15 protein-coding genes and 1 pseudogene are annotated in these 15,013 nt (G+C 65.6%); 4 read left to right on the top strand and 12 right to left on the bottom strand.

Annotated elements, in window-relative coordinates; all coding sequences use genetic code 11:
• The 5 genes from AVTE2539_RS16515 to ssuD all read right to left on the bottom strand — a co-directional run bounded on the left by AVTE2539_RS16515 (window position 1) and on the right by ssuD (window position 4,335).
• Window positions 1-945 carry a nucleotidyl transferase AbiEii/AbiGii toxin family protein gene (locus AVTE2539_RS16515; RefSeq protein WP_284412178.1) on the bottom strand — a complete coding sequence of 315 codons (945 nt, stop codon included), beginning with the start codon at window positions 943-945 and terminating at the stop codon, window positions 1-3.
• Window positions 938-1,549: a hypothetical protein gene (locus tag AVTE2539_RS16510; RefSeq protein ID WP_284412176.1), complete on the bottom strand. Its 612-nt coding sequence runs from the start codon at window positions 1,547-1,549 to the stop codon at window positions 938-940. Before AVTE2539_RS16510 ends, AVTE2539_RS16515 begins: the two co-directional genes overlap by 8 nt.
• 99 nt (window positions 1,550-1,648) lie before the next feature.
• Entirely contained in the window at window positions 1,649-1,963 is a 315-nt protein-coding gene (locus AVTE2539_RS16505) for a hypothetical protein (protein WP_284412174.1), read from the bottom strand.
• A gap of 18 nt (window positions 1,964-1,981) precedes the next feature.
• A complete protein-coding gene (locus AVTE2539_RS16500) occupies window positions 1,982-3,181 on the bottom strand; it encodes an acyl-CoA dehydrogenase family protein (protein ID WP_284412172.1) in 1,200 nt (399 codons plus the stop codon).
• Entirely contained in the window at window positions 3,178-4,335 is a 1,158-nt protein-coding gene (gene ssuD / locus AVTE2539_RS16495; RefSeq protein ID WP_284412170.1) for an FMNH2-dependent alkanesulfonate monooxygenase, read from the bottom strand. The genes AVTE2539_RS16500 and ssuD overlap by 4 nt, the downstream gene beginning before the upstream one ends.
• 389 nt (window positions 4,336-4,724) lie before the next feature.
• Here ssuD and AVTE2539_RS16490 point away from each other — a divergent pair, with 389 nt between their 5' ends.
• From AVTE2539_RS16490 to AVTE2539_RS16480, 3 genes are all read left to right on the top strand, one after another.
• Window positions 4,725-5,852, top strand: a complete 1,128-nt coding sequence (locus AVTE2539_RS16490) for an acyl-CoA dehydrogenase family protein (RefSeq protein WP_284412507.1) — start codon at window positions 4,725-4,727, stop codon at window positions 5,850-5,852.
• Window positions 5,849-6,973 (top strand): sigma-54 interaction domain-containing protein, encoded by a 1,125-nt coding sequence (locus tag AVTE2539_RS16485; RefSeq protein ID WP_284412168.1) that lies wholly within the window; start codon window positions 5,849-5,851, stop codon window positions 6,971-6,973. Before AVTE2539_RS16490 ends, AVTE2539_RS16485 begins: the two co-directional genes overlap by 4 nt.
• 502 nt (window positions 6,974-7,475) lie before the next feature.
• Window positions 7,476-7,814 (top strand): helix-turn-helix transcriptional regulator, encoded by a 339-nt coding sequence (locus tag AVTE2539_RS16480; protein WP_284412505.1) that lies wholly within the window; start codon window positions 7,476-7,478, stop codon window positions 7,812-7,814.
• A gap of 14 nt (window positions 7,815-7,828) precedes the next feature.
• Here AVTE2539_RS16480 and AVTE2539_RS16475 read toward each other — a convergent pair whose 3' ends face one another.
• From AVTE2539_RS16475 to guaB, 5 genes and pseudogenes are all read right to left on the bottom strand, one after another.
• Complete coding sequence (locus tag AVTE2539_RS16475; RefSeq protein WP_284412166.1) at window positions 7,829-8,353, bottom strand: helix-turn-helix transcriptional regulator; 525 nt, start codon at window positions 8,351-8,353, stop codon at window positions 7,829-7,831.
• A 4-nt stretch (window positions 8,354-8,357) separates the two neighbouring features.
• Window positions 8,358-8,633 (bottom strand): hypothetical protein, encoded by a 276-nt coding sequence (locus AVTE2539_RS16470; RefSeq protein ID WP_284412164.1) that lies wholly within the window; start codon window positions 8,631-8,633, stop codon window positions 8,358-8,360.
• 60 nt (window positions 8,634-8,693) lie between these two features.
• Window positions 8,694-9,950: pseudogene (locus tag AVTE2539_RS16465) on the bottom strand (tyrosine-type recombinase/integrase).
• A 301-nt stretch (window positions 9,951-10,251) separates the two neighbouring features.
• A complete protein-coding gene (gene guaA / locus AVTE2539_RS16460) occupies window positions 10,252-11,871 on the bottom strand; it encodes a glutamine-hydrolyzing GMP synthase (RefSeq protein ID WP_284402196.1) in 1,620 nt (539 codons plus the stop codon).
• Window positions 11,872-11,946: 75 nt separating this feature from the next.
• Window positions 11,947-13,422: an IMP dehydrogenase gene (guaB, locus tag AVTE2539_RS16455; RefSeq protein ID WP_272552260.1), complete on the bottom strand. Its 1,476-nt coding sequence runs from the start codon at window positions 13,420-13,422 to the stop codon at window positions 11,947-11,949.
• 105 nt (window positions 13,423-13,527) lie between these two features.
• Between guaB and AVTE2539_RS16450 the strand changes: the two genes are divergently transcribed.
• Window positions 13,528-14,043 (top strand): DUF4124 domain-containing protein, encoded by a 516-nt coding sequence (locus tag AVTE2539_RS16450; protein WP_284412163.1) that lies wholly within the window; start codon window positions 13,528-13,530, stop codon window positions 14,041-14,043.
• 72 nt (window positions 14,044-14,115) lie between these two features.
• Here the strand turns inward: AVTE2539_RS16450 and AVTE2539_RS16445 are convergent, their stop codons facing one another.
• Together AVTE2539_RS16445 and AVTE2539_RS16440 are read right to left on the bottom strand one after the other, a co-directional pair.
• The gene (locus AVTE2539_RS16445) at window positions 14,116-14,472 is read right to left on the bottom strand and encodes an RnfH family protein (protein WP_284412161.1); all 357 of its coding nucleotides are present in this window, start codon (window positions 14,470-14,472) and stop codon (window positions 14,116-14,118) included.
• Window positions 14,465-14,905, bottom strand: a complete 441-nt coding sequence (locus tag AVTE2539_RS16440) for a type II toxin-antitoxin system RatA family toxin (RefSeq protein ID WP_284412159.1) — start codon at window positions 14,903-14,905, stop codon at window positions 14,465-14,467. Before AVTE2539_RS16440 ends, AVTE2539_RS16445 begins: the two co-directional genes overlap by 8 nt.
• Window positions 14,906-15,013: the final 108 nt, after the last annotated feature.

Raw genomic sequence — 15,013 nt, 5'->3', positions numbered from 1 at the left:
TCACATGACATCAATGTGTTGATGGATCCGATCCACCAGCACATCGAAATCCGGCTGTCCCTGGTAGTACAGCGCGGCTGTCTTGCGGTATTCCTGCGCAAAGCGCTGGCGCTGCCCAGTGTCGGCCAGCACAAAAGCCGGATTGCGGGCAATGGCCTGTTCATCGCCGGTGCGGAACCGCAGCGCCTTGCGCTCCTGGTAAGCGGGCGTCCTCATGAACGCCTGAACCTCCTCCAGCCCCAGCAGACAATGCACGTCGTAGTAGTGCCGCAGGAAGTTGGCGGGGAATGCCTGGGTTTCGTCCAGTCGACGGTACTTGGTGGAGATCGTCTGCAGCTTCTCGACGAAGGTGTGTGTGGGGGCATAGCACGGTACGGCCATTGCACGATTGTTCTCCGCTGCCACCCCACGATCCACGGCCACATCCAGCGCCCACGACGAGATCGTGACTGGCCGATTCGGGGCGGTGTCATCGAACCCGAGTTCCAGCAGGATGCCATCTTTGACACCAGCCAGCGCGGGAACACGCGATGCGTAGATCAAGCGAATGCCGGCACTGCGCATCTTGTCGTCGTCGAACTGGGTATCACGCTCTACGCTGTCGATACCCGGGATGTAGATCCGGGCTGCCAGCGCGTCGTAGTACGCACGCCGTGATTCAACATGTGCAGGCTTGTCTTGATTGCGTCCCGTCTTCACGTCCATGCCGTCGGGCGGTTCAATGCGGATGTCGATGTCTTCCGAAAAGCGGTGGATGACACCGAAGCCCTTCGACAAGGACGTGCCGCCCTTCAGCTCAAACTGAAAGCCCTGCACCTGAAGGCCCCACAAGCAATGCATGATCCAGTAGTCCTTCTCGACCAGCACGGGATCAACGCCACGCTCGTCGGCGACCACTGCCAGCAACTGATCGAAGTCCCGTCGTTCGTGCAGGAACTCAGCCACCCGTCCACTCCCGCAGGCGCTTGCGAGTGGCCACGCTGCCAAAGCTGTCTGCTGCGCGCTGCAAGCGACTGGGATCGAATGAAAGCAGTTTGCTGCGCGCCTGGCGCAAGACCGCATCGCGATCCTCCGCCAGTTCGTCCAGGTTGTTCAGCAGGTCCACGTACAAGAACTCCGGCGTCAGCTTCCTGGGAAAGCGCGGCTTCATCCGGAAGTCGAACTGCCGGTTGCCGAGCTTGAAAACGCCGTGGCGCTTGTGGTTGTAAACCAGCGTTCGGTTGTAAAGCTGGGTTGTACCCAAACCCACGGCGTTGTAAGCCGAAGGAGAGAACACCAAGAAATCCTTGTCGCGCAGAAAGCCACCCACCACCTGCTCATCGGCCGGTGGCAGCGGACCAAAGCTGGACTGTTTCGGTGCGTGGTACAGGCCCTGGGCCAGCTTCTTCAGCTTACCGGTAGCCACCAGCTCACGCAGATGCCGGTCCACCGCCGTGGACAGGCGCGCGAGATCCTCCCGGCGGTAAACGCGCCCCGCCTGAAGCTCGCCAGCGAGGTGCGCAGCAGCGCCTCGCAAAGAGGCAGCAGGAGATTGGAGGGTGGCAGGCATGGCTAATTTTTCATTGAAATTCCATGCATTTTAGCGTTTTTCGGCAGCTTGCCTGCTCGCGCTCTTGAAGCCCCTATCCCACGCAAAGCATATATGACCTCAGTTCAGAAGCCGCAAGCAATTCGCGGCACGCTCGATGTATGCGAATCGCGTGCCACTTTCTTTTCTCTTTGGAATCAACGACTTAGCCAAAAATCGCAGTTGCGGCGCATGCTGTATCGCCAGCAGGCTGCGGTTTGGTTGCTGATCGATCAGCAGCCCGGCGGCCTTAGTTGCCGCGCGCACATCGGTATGCGTGCACCGAATGAACGCCAGCCAGCAACACGCGCGAGAAGCTGCCGCCTGTGCAGCAACAGCCGCACACGCACGCGCCAAAAAAAAAGGGCCTGCGACATCGCGTCGCAGGCCCTTCATGGCATCGGCTGTCGGTCTTCAGGAATAGAAGCTCGGCACCGGCAGGCGCGCGTTCAGCGCCCAGTCGCCGAGCTCGCGCACCTTGTAGTCGACCGGGTCGTGCAGCGTGTGCACGCGCAGGTTGCGCCAGTAGCGGTCCAACCGCAGCGCGGCAGTGGTGGCGCGCGCGCCGGTCACCTCGAACATGCGGTGCGCCACCTCGAGGCTGGCGCGCGTGCTCGCCACCTTGGCCGCGGCCACCGCGACGGCGACCTGCCCGCGCTCGTGTTCATCGAGCGCATCGCCGCGCAGCCAGGCCTGGTCGAAGGCGGCGGCGGCGCCGTCGAGCAGGCTGCGCGCGCCTTCCAGCGCGAGCCAGAAGTCGCCGTAGTGCGCCAGCACGTACGGGTCTTCGTTGGCGGCCGATGCGCCGGACGCGAGCCATGGGCGCGCCTGCTGCAAGGTGAAGGCCTTGGCCTCGGCCAGCGCGCCCTCGCCCAGGCCCTGGTAGATGTTGGCGAGGATCAGCTGCGCCAGCAGCGGGCGCAGGCAGGCGAAGGGCGTGGACAGCGGCCCGGGGTCGCGCAGCAGCTCGTGCGCCTCCACGCGCACCTCGTCGAACAGCACGCTGCCGCTGTCGGTCTGGCGCTGGCCGATGTTGTCCCAGTCGCCCAGCACGGCAATGCCCTCGCGCCGCGTGGGCACCACGCCGATCAGCAGCCGGTCGTCGGCGTCGAGCGCTGAAGCCACCAGCATGTCGGAGTCGCCGGCGCCGGAGCAGAAGCTCTTGCGCCCGGTGAACAGGTGGCCACCGCCCTCGCCACCCACGCTGCGCGCGCGCGTGCCCTTGTCCAGCGGGTTCAGCGCATTGCCCCAGAACCAGCGCTGCGTGCGCGTCTGCTCGACCCAGGGCTGCCACTGCGCGGGCCGCGCAAATAGCTGCGTGGTGGCCAGCAGCAGGTGATGGAAGGCGAACACGTGCGCCACCGCGCTGTCGACGCGCGCAAAACCGCGCACCACGTCGAGCGTCTGGCGCCAGCTGGCACCCAGGCCGCCGAGCTGCGCCGGCACGCTGAGCATCAGCAGGCCGCTCTCGCGCAGCAGGTCGCGCTCAGCCTTGGGCACGCCGCCGCGCTGGTCGCGCTCGACAGCGGTGGCCGCCAGCGCCTGCGTCACGCGCTGCGCGGCCGCGTGCCAGGGCACGGCCTCGTCGCCGGCCTCGGCCCCGAAGTGCTTCATGCCGCCACCTTGCCGCGCGCCGGGACCGGCTGCGGCACGATGTCGTTGGCGATCACCTCGCCGAACGGGCCGGTGATGTTCGCTTGCCCCGCCGGGCGCGTAAGGTCCAGCGGCAGCAGCGGAAACAGCAGTTCGGCCACGCGGTAGGCCTCTTCCAGGTGCGGGTAGCCCGAGAAGATGAAGGTCTCCACGCCCAGCGCGGCGTACTCGTGGATGCGCGCGGCCACCTCCTCGGGGCTGCCCACCAGCGCCGTGCCCGCGCCGCCACGCACCAGGCCCACGCCGGCCCACAGGTTGGGCGACACCTCCAGCCGGTCGCGCCGTCCGCCGTGCAGCGCGGCCATGCGCTGCTGGCCCACCGAGTCGAAGCGCGCGAAGGCCTTCTGCGCGGCGGCCACGGTGTCGTCGGTGACGTAGGAGATGAGTTCGTCGGCCGCGCGCCAGGCGGCCTCGCTGGTCTCGCGCACGATCACGTGCAGCCGGATGCCGAAGCGCAGCGTGCGCCCGTGCCGCGCCGCCGCGGCGCGCGCCCGGGCGATCTTGTCGGCCACGTCGGCCGGCGGCTCGCCCCAGGTGAGGTACACGTCGACCTGCTCGCCCGCCAGCGCGATGGCCGCGTCCGACGAGCCGCCGAACCACAGCGGCGGGTACGGCTTCTGCACCGGCGGATACAGCGTCTTCGCATTCTCCACGCGCAGGTGTTGGCCCGAGAAGTTGACGGTTTCGCCGGCCGCCACGCCGCGCCAGATGCGCAGGAACTCGTCGGTCACCTCGTAGCGCTCGGCATGCGTGAGAAAGCTGCCGTCGCCGTGCTGCTCGTCGGGGTCGCCGCCCGTTACCACGTTGATGAGCAGGCGCCCGTCGCTGAAGCGGTCGAGCGTGGCGGCCTGCCGCGCCGACACCGTCGGCGAGATGATGCCGGGGCGAATGGCCACCAGGAACTTGAGCCGCTCGGTCTGCGCCGCCAGCGCCGACGCGACCACCCACGCGTCTTCGCACGAGCGGCCTGTGGGAATGAGCACGCCCTCGTAGCCGAGCTCGTCGGCCGCCTGCGCCACCTGCCGCAAATAGTGGTGGCTGACGGTGCGCGCGCCGCGCGAGGTGCCCAGGTAGCGGCTGTCGCCGTGGGTGGGAAGAAACCAGAAGAGTTGCATGGAAGCGCCTTGGCATTGCCTGTCGTCGAGCCAGCGGTTCAGCAGTTTGCGTGCCAGTGGATCCGCCTGCGCAAACGGCGCGCAGGGCGCCGTTTCTGCTGCTGCAGCAGCAGCCGATCACCAACGGTGCTGCATCCCGGCCACGCCAGGCACGGGGCCCTGCGTGTGTTGCTGCCACAGAAGCAAAGCGAGGATCGATATGCCGATCGCGTCGTTGAAGCGGTGCCGGTGCGCCGTCAACATGCTGCTGGCGCAGCAGCCCTGCCTGCATGCCGCGCCGCAACGAGCACCCCTTCAAGAAAACGACGAGGCACCGCGTGAGTCCTACTGTGAATTCCGCCCTTTCCCTGCCCCCCGCGGCCAGCGCGCGCGAGCTCGCGCAGGGCCTGATGCAGCGCTTTGCCGCCACCGCCGTGGAGCGCGACGAGCGCGGCGGCACGCCCAAGGCCGAGCGCGACGCGCTGCGCGAGAGCGGCCTGCTGGCGCTGAGCATTCCGGCCGCGTTCGGCGGCGGTGGCGCCGACTGGCGCGAGACGCTCGACGTGGTGCGGCTGCTGGCGCAGGCCGACAGCTCCATCGCGCACGTGTTCGGTTTTCATCACCTGATGCTGGCCACCGTGCGCCTGTTCGCGCGGCCCGCGCAGTGGGAGCCGTGGTTCGAGCAGACGGCGCGGCGGCGCTGGTTCTGGGGCAACGCGCTCAACCCGCTGGACGACCGCACCGTGTCCAGCGTGCACGCGGGCTGGCGCGAGTTCACCGGGCAGAAGAGCTTCTGCTCGGGCGCGCTCGACTCCGAGATGCTGATCGCCTCGGCGCGCGAGGAAGGCAACGGTGCCTTCATCGTGGCGGCGCTGCCCACCGGGCGCTCGGGCATCTTCGTGGCGCCCGACTGGAACAACATCGGCCAGCGCCAGACCGACAGCGGCAGCGTCACCTTCGAGAAGGTGCGCGTGGAGCAGCACGAGGTGCTGGCCGACCCCGGCCCGCTGTCCACGCCCTTCGCCTGCCTGCGCCCGCTGGTGGCGCAGCTGGTGCTGGCCAACATCTACCTGGGCATTGCCGAGGCGGCGTTCGACGACGCGCGCCACTACACGCTGCACGAGTCGCGCCCCTGGCATGCGGCCAAGGTGGAGCAGATGCACGAAGACCCGTACGTGCTGAGCCAGTACGGCGACTTCTGGGTCGGGCTGGAAAGCGTGCGCGTGCTGGCCGACCGCGCGGCCGACCGGCTCGACGCGGCCTGGCGGCGCGGCGCCGCGCTGAAGGACGAAGAGCGCGGCGAGGTCGCCGTGGCCGTGGCCAGCGCCAAGGTGGCGGCCACCCGCACCGGGCTGGACATCTGTACGCGCATGTTCGACGTGGCCGGCGCGCGCGCCACCCACGGCGGCCTGCGCCTGGACCGCCACTGGCGCAACCTGCGCACCCAAACCCTGCACGACCCCGTGGCCTACAAGGTGCGCGAGCTCGGCGAGTGGGCCCTCAAGCAGCAATACCCCGTACCGACCTTCTACTCATGAACGCCTTCTACCGCCCCCTTGGCGTGCTGCCGCCGGCCGATGCCACCGACAGCGAGGCGGACGCGCCCCCGCTGCTCACGCTGCCCAACCCGCGCAAGCTGACCACATCGATCCGCGCCACCGCGCAGGTGTTCCAGGACCCGCGCTCGGCCGCGCTGCTCGAGCGCGTGCGCATGGTGGCGCCCAGCGACGCCAACGTGCTGATCATCGGAGAGACCGGCACCGGCAAGGAGCTGATCGCGCGCCACGTGCACGACCTGAGCCGGCGCAGCGGCAAGCCCTTCGTGGCGGTGAACTGCGGCGCGTTTTCCGAAAGCCTGGTCGAGAGCGAGCTCTTCGGCCACGAGAAAGGCGCCTTCACCGGCGCCTTCTCGGCCAAGACCGGATGGTTCGAGGCGGCTAACGGCGGCACGCTGTTCCTCGACGAGATCGGCGACCTGCCGCTGTCGATCCAGGTCAAGCTGCTGCGCGTGCTGCAGGAGCGCGAGGTGGTGCGCCTGGGCTCGCGCAGGAGCGTGCCGATCGACGTGCGCGTGGTCGCGGCCACCAACGTGCGGCTGCAGGACGCCGTGTCCGCCGGCCACTTCCGCGAGGACCTGTTCTACCGGCTACACGTGGTGCACCTGGCACTGCCCACGCTGCGCGAGCGGCCCGGCGACATCCTGCCGCTGGCGCGCCACTTCATCGAGGAATACCGCCAGCGGCTGGGTTACGGCGCGGTGCGGCTGAACGCGGCGGCCGAACGCAAGCTCGGCGACCACGGCTGGCCCGGCAACATCCGCGAGCTGGAGAACGTGATCCACCACGCGCTGCTGATTTGCCAGCACGACGTGCTCGGCGAGGAGCACCTGCACCTGTCGTCGCTGCACATCCAGCGCCGCGCGACCGAAGGCGACGCTCCGGCCGAGGCCACGCCACAGCAGGCGCTGGAGACCGTGCTGCGCGCGCTGTTCAACGAGCCCGACTCACAGCTCTTCGAGAGGATCGAGGAGACCGTGATGCGCACAGCCTTCGAATTCTGCCACCGCAACCAGGTGCAGGCCGCCAAGCTGCTGGGCATCAGCCGCAATGTGCTGCGCTCGCGGCTGATCAAGAGTCGGGAGATCTCAGCACTCAAGTAGTCACGATCGGAGCGAGAGGTCGTCTGCAAGATCGCCGTCACATTGGTATATGCATAGCGAATTAAGTCGATAACAGAGCAGGGTGCGCGCTCCGATTCTTCGCGAACAGGCACCGCTTCGACGATTCATGAGACTTGCGTGCCGACTGGCCATCGAACGGGTCGATACCCGAGATGTCCCGCCGTTGGCCGCCTCCCAATTGGCCGTGCCAGATCAGGCCACGCCAGCCTCGCGGACATGGTACGCAAAGTCAAGGCGCTCAAACTGGATGCCGCTGTACTCCTCGATGTGAATCGAACAAACCGTTATCGTCGCCATGCCCTGCCCCTTCTCAGTGGCTATTTGTCTTCAGTACGCCTCGCTACGCTCCTGCGAGTTGCCGCGATAGCCAATGAAAGCCACCATATTGGCGTGCGGTGGCAAGTCAGATAGCCGAACAATCACGGAGTTCGTCATGGAGAATAACCCGGCGGGAAAAATCGGCAGCGACAGCGGCGCCGAGATGCGCTTGCAGCCCGCATCCCTTCCCCTGCCGGGCTCAAACGCCTACAGCGATCTCCCGCAGTTTCCGAAGCACAACGTTCTGCCATTTCGGCGCACCATTCGCCGCCATGAGTTGCGGCAGATCGTTCCCTTGGCCGAGACGACGATCTACGAAATGGAGCGTCGCGGTGAGTTTCCACGGCGCTTCAATCTGACGCCGCGCTGCGTAGTATGGGACTTGGCCGAGGTGGAGGCCTGGATCGACGAACGCAAGCAAGCCCCTCGCGCCGGCGCTACCAAGCCGGATGTCTACTTGCGAAAAACCCGCCCTGTTCGGGCGGGTTCCGCTCAGGGATGAAGCTGGCGCCGGCCTCATCCAACAAGAGCATCCAGTTCCTTGGAAGCCGACCGCGATAGCCTTCGCCCTTCCTTGGCTACATTGACCTGCAAAGCCACGCGCGCCACTTCCAGAACGTCCAAGGCCAGCGAGTAGCTCCCCCTGGCCTGCAGCCAAACCAGCACATCCGCCAAGTGCCAGATCGACGCACTGCCTTCATGCACCGGCGTCGGGAAGCTGCTCGGATGGGCCAGCATCAGCTTGCGCATGTTCTGCCGCGACACGCCCACGATGTCGGCTACATCGGTCAGCCCGACCAAATCCGGCGCGACCTCGATCAGCTTGGCCGACGGTACGGCGCGCCGCACGTCGGCCAGCGCGCTGCGCACTGCTGCGTCCGCACTGCTCTCCTCGCGGGTGAACTCCAGTGCGAGCCGCCCCGGCTGCCCGATGCCGACCAGGGCATCGTCGCAACCGGCCTCGCCCAGACGCTCGACCAGCGCCTCCGCGTCACGGTCATCGTCGGCGAGTTGGTATTTCAGGGTGAAGGTGTATTCCATCGTGCTACTCCTCGGCATCGTCAGCGGCCTCCTGCTGCTTGCGGTGTGTGGTGCAGTTGTCCACGACGCGCCGCAAGGCACGCGCGTGGTTGCCGGGGTTCTTCGGCGTGCTCCACACGCTGGTGATGCAGAACTCGCCACAGCGACACTCCGCGTCTTTGTACGGGCAATAGATCCGCCCCCAAGCATGGCTGCCACCGACTTCTACGCGCCAGCCCTGCCCTTCGGCGTGCCTGAGCGCTTCCTCGACCTCTTTCTTCGGATGAGAGGAACGTGCCATCAACAGTCTCCAGTATGGGAATATACGGCAAGGTTGTCAAGTGACAACCTTGCCACTACATCAAGCCATTGCGCTCAGCACCGGCACGACCACGTTGTCCGGCATCAGCTTCGGCACATAGGTTTGCCCATCAATCCACGCATCGACCATGTTGGCCTACTCCTGCAGCATGTGGCGCCGCTGCTCGGCGTACTCGGCCTTGTTGTAGATCGAGCGCGAGGAGCGCCCTTCCTCGTGCGCAAGGCACTTCTCGATCCAATCGCGGTTAAACCCGATCTCGTTGAGCAGCGTCGAACCCGTGCGGCGCAGGTCGTGGACGGTGAATGGTTCCAGCGGCAGGCCTGCATCCTTCGCCCGCTGCGCCACGATCTGCGTGACCCGGTTGAGGGTCGCGTGGGACATGCTGCGGTCGGAGTCGTAGCGCGACGGCAGCACGAACTTCGATCCGGCCGCACAGGTGTGCAGCGCCACCAGGATGTCCAGCGCCTGGCGCGACAGGTAGACCACATGCGGATTGCGCCCCTTCATCCGCTGCTTCGGAATGGTCCAGGTCGCATTCTCGAAATCGACCTCGTCCCAGGTAGCCTCGATCAGCTCGCTCTTGCGCACCAGCGTCAGCAGAATCATGCGCAGCGCCAGCCGGATGGTGGGGTAGGTGGCCACCGACTCCATCTGCCGCGACATCAGGCGGATCTCCAACGGCGACAAGGCACGGTCCTTGGGCATGAAGGTTGCAATCGACGCCGCGCCCACGTCGGCCGCCGGGTTGTCCACTTTCTCACCATGCATGATCGCGAAGGCATAGACCTGCTTCACGATGTCGCGGACATGCACCGCTGTGGCCGGGGCGCCCCGCCCCTTCACCTTGCCGCACAAGGCACGCAAGTCATCGGCGCTGATTTCGTTGAGCAGGCGGTTCCGGAAGGCCGGCAGGATGTCCCGATCAACGATGCTCTTACGCATCGCTCGCGTGCTGTCGGCCATCCTGGCACCAGCCAGCCATTGGGCAGTCATGTCGCCAAAGTTCTTGGCGGCGGTAAGGCGGCGCTTCTCGCGCTGCTTCTCGTGCGCCGGGGACTTGCCCTGGGCGACGGCCTTCTTGGCATCCAGCAGCTTTTCGCGGGCCATCGCCAGCGAAATACCGGACAGCCCATACCGGCCAATGGTCAGCGTCTCCCGCCGGCCGTTGAGACGGTAATCGAAGCGGAAGGTGACGGTACCGGTGGGCGATACCGTCACGTACATGCCGTCACGGTCGGAAGCCTTGTAAGTCTTGGACTTAGGCTTGAAATTGCGCAGTGCGGTGTCGGTAAGCATCGAGGTTTTTCCTCCTGTTCATGACGGCTTTTACCGTCAGGGGTCAGGAGACCTGCTGATGCCCGGAAAGCCGCATGAAACAAGCTTTCCAGAGGAGTGATTTACCGTCAAAGACCGATTTGGTCTCGATAGTAAACAAGGAGGTCTTAATCCGGCCTCCGGTTCTTACCGTCACCTCTACCGTCAATCCGTTGCGCTGCCCGGCGATAGTCACCGATAGCTGCCGTGACGTATTTCCTTTGAAATCAACACGTTACGACGGATTTTCGATAGGTGGCGATAGTCCCCGAAGGACCTGATTTCACTCCCACTCAATCGTCGCTGGCGGCTTGCTGGAGACGTCGTAGGTCACTCGATTGATCCCGCGCACCTCATTGATGATCCGTCCGGACACTTTCTTGAGCAATGCGTAAGGCAGCTCTGCCCAATCCGCGGTCATGAAGTCACTGGTTTGCACGGCGCGCAGGGCCACCACGTAGTCATACGTGCGCCCATCGCCCATGACACCCACGCTTTTCACGGGCAGAAATACGGTGAAGGCCTGACTGGTCAACTCGTACCAGCTCTTGCCAGTGCCTGGATCGATGAAATTGCGCAGCTCCTGAATGAAGATGTCGTCGGCACGCCGCAGTAGATCGGCGTATTCCTTCTTCACTTCGCCAAGAATGCGCACGCCCAGGCCCGGCCCGGGGAATGGATGGCGATACACCATTTCGGGCGGCAGCCCGAGGGCGACGCCCAGTTCGCGCACCTCATCCTTGAACAGATCGCGCAGCGGCTCCAGCAGCTTCAAGCCGAGTTGCTCAGGCAGACCGCCGACGTTGTGGTGGCTCTTGATGGTGACGGCCTTCTTGCTCTTCGCGCCACCTGACTCGATCACATCGGGATAGATCGTGCCTTGCGCGAGGAATGTGGCGCCCTTGTGGCCCTTGTCGCCCGCCTTGAGCTTGGCGGCCTCTTGCTTGAACACCGTCACGAACTCGCCGCCGATGATCTTGCGCTTGGCTTCCGGGTCGTTCACGCCTGCCAGCTTGCCCAAGAACAGATCGCTCGCATCGACGCGAATGACATTCGCATGCAGCTTGCCCTGGAACATCTCCATGACCAAGTCGCCTTCGTTCAAACGCAGCAGGCCGTGGTCCACGAAAACGCAGGTCAGCTGATCGCCGATGGCGCGGTGAATCAGCGCGGCGGCCACCGACGAATCGACCCCACCGGACAGCCCCAGGATGACTTCTTCGTCGCCCACCTGGTCTCGGATTTTCTGGACCGCTTCGGAGATGTAGTCCCCCATGATCCAGTCGGGACGCACGCCGCAGATGCCGAGCACGAAACGCTCCAGCAGCGCCTTGCCCTGCACGGTGTGCGTGACTTCAGGATGAAACTGCACCGCATAGAACTTGCGCTCTTCATCCGCCATCCCGGCGATGGGGCAGCTCTCGGTGCTGGCCATGAGCTTGAAGCCTGGAGGCAGTTCCGTGACCTTGTCGCCATGGCTCATCCACACATTGAGCATGCCGTGGCCTTCTTCCGTGGTGAAGTCGGCAATGTCGCGCAGCAGCTCGGTGTGGCCCCGTGCTCGCACCGCCGCGAAACCGAACTCGCGCTTGTGCCCGCCCTCGACCTTGCCGCCCAGTTGGTGGGCCATGGCCTGCATGCCGTAGCAGATGCCCAGGACGGGAACGCCCAGTTCGAACACGGCTTGCGGGGCCTTGTCGGTGGTGTCCTCGTACACGCTGGCATGGCTGCCGGAGAGGATCACCCCTTTGAGCGAGCCGTCCTTGGCATATTCGCGGATCCATTCATCCGTGACATCGCAGGGGTGCACTTCGCTGAGCACATGCGCCTCGCGCACTCGGCGCGCGATGAGTTGGGTGACCTGGGAGCCAAAATCGAGGATGAGGATTTTCTGGTGTTGCATGGCAGGCGACGGGGGGAGGAAAAAACAAAGGCCCGAACACCGCAAGGAGGGTTCGGGCCTGTGGTGGCGACAAGATCAGTCGGCGCGGTAGTTGGGCGCTTCCTTCGTGATCTGCACATCGTGGACATGGCTTTCGCGGATGCCTGCGGTGGTGATCTCGACGAACTCGGCCTTGTTGTTCATTTCTTCGATCGTGGCGCAACCACAGTAACCCATGGCGGCGCGCACACCGCCCGCCATCTGGAACACGATGGAGACCATCGACCCCTTGTAGGGCACACGGCCTTCAATGCCTTCCGGCACCAGTTTGTCCGCATTGGGGTTGCCCGTGCTGGATTCCTGGAAGTAACGGTCCGCACTGCCCTGCTGCATGGCGCCGATGCTGCCCATCCCGCGGTAGCTTTTATAGCTGCGGCCCTGGAACAGGATGACCTCGCCCGGCGCCTCTTCGGTGCCGGCGAACATGCCGCCCATCATCACGGCGCTGGCGCCGGCCGCCAAGGCCTTGGCGATATCGCCGGAGTAACGGATGCCGCCATCGGCGATGAGAGGAACGCCCGTGCCCCGGAGCGCCGTGGCCACGTTGTCGATGGCCATGATCTGCGGCACACCCACGCCCGCCACGATGCGGGTCGTACAGATGGAGCCCGGGCCGATACCCACCTTGACGCCATCGGCACCGGCTTCCACCAGCGCCAACGCGGCAGCACCCGTGGCGATGTTGCCGCCGATCACGTCGATCTGGGGGTAGTTCTGCTTGACCCAGCGCACCCGGTCGATCACGCCCTTGCTGTGGCCGTGGGCCGTGTCCACCACGATGGCATCGACACCGGCCTTCACCAGCGCTTCCACGCGCTCTTCCGTGCCCTCGCCCACACCGACGGCCGCGCCGACGCGCAGGCGGCCAGCGGCATCTCGCGCGGCATTGGGAAAACTGGTCTGCTTTGTGATGTCCTTGACCGTGATCAGGCCCTTGAGCTCAAACGCGTCATTGACCACCAGAAGCCGCTCGAGCTTGTGCTTGTTGAGCAAGGCCTTGGCCGCGGCGGGAGAAGTGCCTTCCTTCTCGTTGACCGTGATGAGCTTGTCGCGCGGCGTCATGATTTCATGCACCTTGACGTCGTAGCGCGTTTCAAAGCGCAGGTCGCGCCCCGTCACGATGCCGACGACCTTGCCACCGTCGCACACCGGAAAACCCGAGATGCCCAGTTGCTCCGACAGTTGCGACACCTGCAGCACGGTGTGCTCGGGCGTGATGACGACGGGGTCGCGAACGACCCCGGACTCGTACCGCTTGACCTTGGCCACGTGGGCGGCCTGCTCCTGCGGCGTGAGGTTTTTGTGCACGATCCCCATCCCGCCCTCTTGCGCGATGGCAATCGCCAGACGCGCTTCGGTGACCGTGTCCATGGCGGCGGACACCAGCGGCAGGTTCAGGGAAATATTGCGGGAGAGTCGCGTCGCGAGGGACGTGTCCTTGGGGAGGACCTGGGAGTACGCTGGCACCAGCAACACATCGTCGAAGGTGAGCGCTTTTCCAAGTAGGCGCATGAGAAAGCTCCAAAAGAAGGATTGTACCTGCGGGCCGTGCGTGCGCTCGCGTTGTGGCTTGGCAACCATGGCGCCAAGGGACTTCGGCCGCTAAACTTGCGTCGCATGAAAACCTCCCAGCTTCTTTTGGCCGCCCTCGCCTGCACATGGGCCATGGGCGCTGCGGCGCAATGGCAGTGGATCGACAAGGACGGCCGCAAGGTCTACAGCGACCGGCCGCCGCCAGCGGAGATTCCGCAAAAGAGCATTCTCAAGCAGCCCGGCGGCAATGCGATCTCGGCCCGCCCGGTTGCGGTGCCGCCTGCGGCGGATGGAGCGTCTGCCGCCATGGCGGCAGCCAGTGCGCCACGCCCCACCGGGAAAGACAAGGAACTGGAAGAGCGCAAGGCCCAGGCCGACGCGGCGGAGGCCGCGAAGAAGAAGGCCGACGAGGAGCGCCAAGCCAAGCTGCGGGCCGAAAACTGCGAGCGGGCACGGCAATCCAAGGCAGCGATGACCTCCGGCCAATTGTTCAGCCAGACCAATGCACAGGGAGAGCGCGTGTTCATGGACGAGTCCGCCAAGGCCGCGGAGGCCCGCCGCGCCGACAGCGTGATCGCGTCCGAGTGCGCGCCGCGCTGAGCCGGGCAAAACCCGGCACGGTCACTGGATGACCACCCGCAAGGGCATCTCGCCCCGCGTGCCCGCCAGCCCTCAATAGCCGGCCTTCGCACCCGGCCGGCGCTGCGCGAACAGGCCGGTGGACCGGGCCCCCTGGCGGGCGAAACGCTCGCGCCGCGCCACCTTGGGGTCCACCACCAAAGGCCGGTACAGCTCCACCCGGTCCCCGTCCTGCAAAACCTGGTCGGGCGCCGCCGCCCTGCCCCATACGCCGAAGGCGCTGTCGCCCGCAGCCAGCCCGCAGGCCTTCAATGCATCGGCCAGGGTGGAGCCCCTGGGCAACGACAAGACCCGCTCCACGGTCGATCGGGGTGCCGAGGAGTGCACCACGGTGACCGTCAGCCACTCCACCGCCGCCCCAGCAGCGGACGTGTCCGGCCTGTCAGCCATACACCTGCTCGGCGCGCTGGATGAACGCATCCACCATCGTGCCGGCAATGCGATCGAAAACCGGCCCCACCAAGGCCGCCAGCGCCACGCTGTCGAAACCGTAGTTCAACGTGAGCTCGACCTTGCAGGCGCGCTGCGAGCCGTCTCCCACCGGGTGAAATATCCAGTCGCCGTCCAGCTGGGAGAACGGCCCTTTGACCAGGCGCATCTGAACGCGGCGCCCGGCCTCATGCGTGTTGCGCGTGACGAATGTCTTGCGCAGCCCGCCCAGCGCGATGCCGACCTCGGCCGTCATGCCTTGCGCGTCCTGGTCCAGCACGGCCGCATGGTCACACCAGGGCAGGAACTCCGGGTACTTGGCCACATCGGTGACGAGGGCGAACATTTCCTCGGGGCTGTACCAGATCAGGACGGACTTGTTGACGTTTTTCATGGATGAAGCAAGGCGCCATGGGCAAAGGGCCGGATGCCCTACGGAGGGCCTGGAGCGCGTGGGCCTAAAATCTTGGAAGCGAGACGACAACGATTGTAGGGAGGGCTT

It is taken from the genome of Acidovorax sp. SUPP2539 (assembly GCF_030158975.1).
Taxonomy (GTDB): Bacteria; Pseudomonadota; Gammaproteobacteria; order Burkholderiales; family Burkholderiaceae_C; genus Paracidovorax.
This window is presented reverse-complemented; position numbering and strand designations above follow the sequence as displayed.

Coding starts and splice junctions, on each gene's coding strand:
- AVTE2539_RS16440 (WP_284412159.1), bottom strand. CDS start 14,905: ATGAAAAACGTCAACAAGTCCGTCCTGATCTGGTACAGCCCCGAGGAA.
- AVTE2539_RS16505 (WP_284412174.1), bottom strand. CDS start 1,963: ATGAAGGGCCTGCGACGCGATGTCGCAGGCCCTTTTTTTTTGGCGCGT.
- AVTE2539_RS16475 (WP_284412166.1), bottom strand. CDS start 8,353: ATGGAATACACCTTCACCCTGAAATACCAACTCGCCGACGATGACCGT.
- AVTE2539_RS16490 (WP_284412507.1), top strand. CDS start 4,725: ATGCAGCGCTTTGCCGCCACCGCCGTGGAGCGCGACGAGCGCGGCGGC.
- AVTE2539_RS16445 (WP_284412161.1), bottom strand. CDS start 14,472: ATGGCTGACAGGCCGGACACGTCCGCTGCTGGGGCGGCGGTGGAGTGG.
- ssuD (WP_284412170.1), bottom strand. CDS start 4,335: ATGCAACTCTTCTGGTTTCTTCCCACCCACGGCGACAGCCGCTACCTG.
- AVTE2539_RS16450 (WP_284412163.1), top strand. CDS start 13,528: ATGAAAACCTCCCAGCTTCTTTTGGCCGCCCTCGCCTGCACATGGGCC.
- guaA (WP_284402196.1), bottom strand. CDS start 11,871: ATGCAACACCAGAAAATCCTCATCCTCGATTTTGGCTCCCAGGTCACC.
- AVTE2539_RS16485 (WP_284412168.1), top strand. CDS start 5,849: ATGAACGCCTTCTACCGCCCCCTTGGCGTGCTGCCGCCGGCCGATGCC.
- AVTE2539_RS16470 (WP_284412164.1), bottom strand. CDS start 8,633: ATGGCACGTTCCTCTCATCCGAAGAAAGAGGTCGAGGAAGCGCTCAGG.
- AVTE2539_RS16510 (WP_284412176.1), bottom strand. CDS start 1,549: ATGCCTGCCACCCTCCAATCTCCTGCTGCCTCTTTGCGAGGCGCTGCT.
- guaB (WP_272552260.1), bottom strand. CDS start 13,422: ATGCGCCTACTTGGAAAAGCGCTCACCTTCGACGATGTGTTGCTGGTG.
- AVTE2539_RS16500 (WP_284412172.1), bottom strand. CDS start 3,181: ATGAAGCACTTCGGGGCCGAGGCCGGCGACGAGGCCGTGCCCTGGCAC.
- AVTE2539_RS16480 (WP_284412505.1), top strand. CDS start 7,476: ATGCGCTTGCAGCCCGCATCCCTTCCCCTGCCGGGCTCAAACGCCTAC.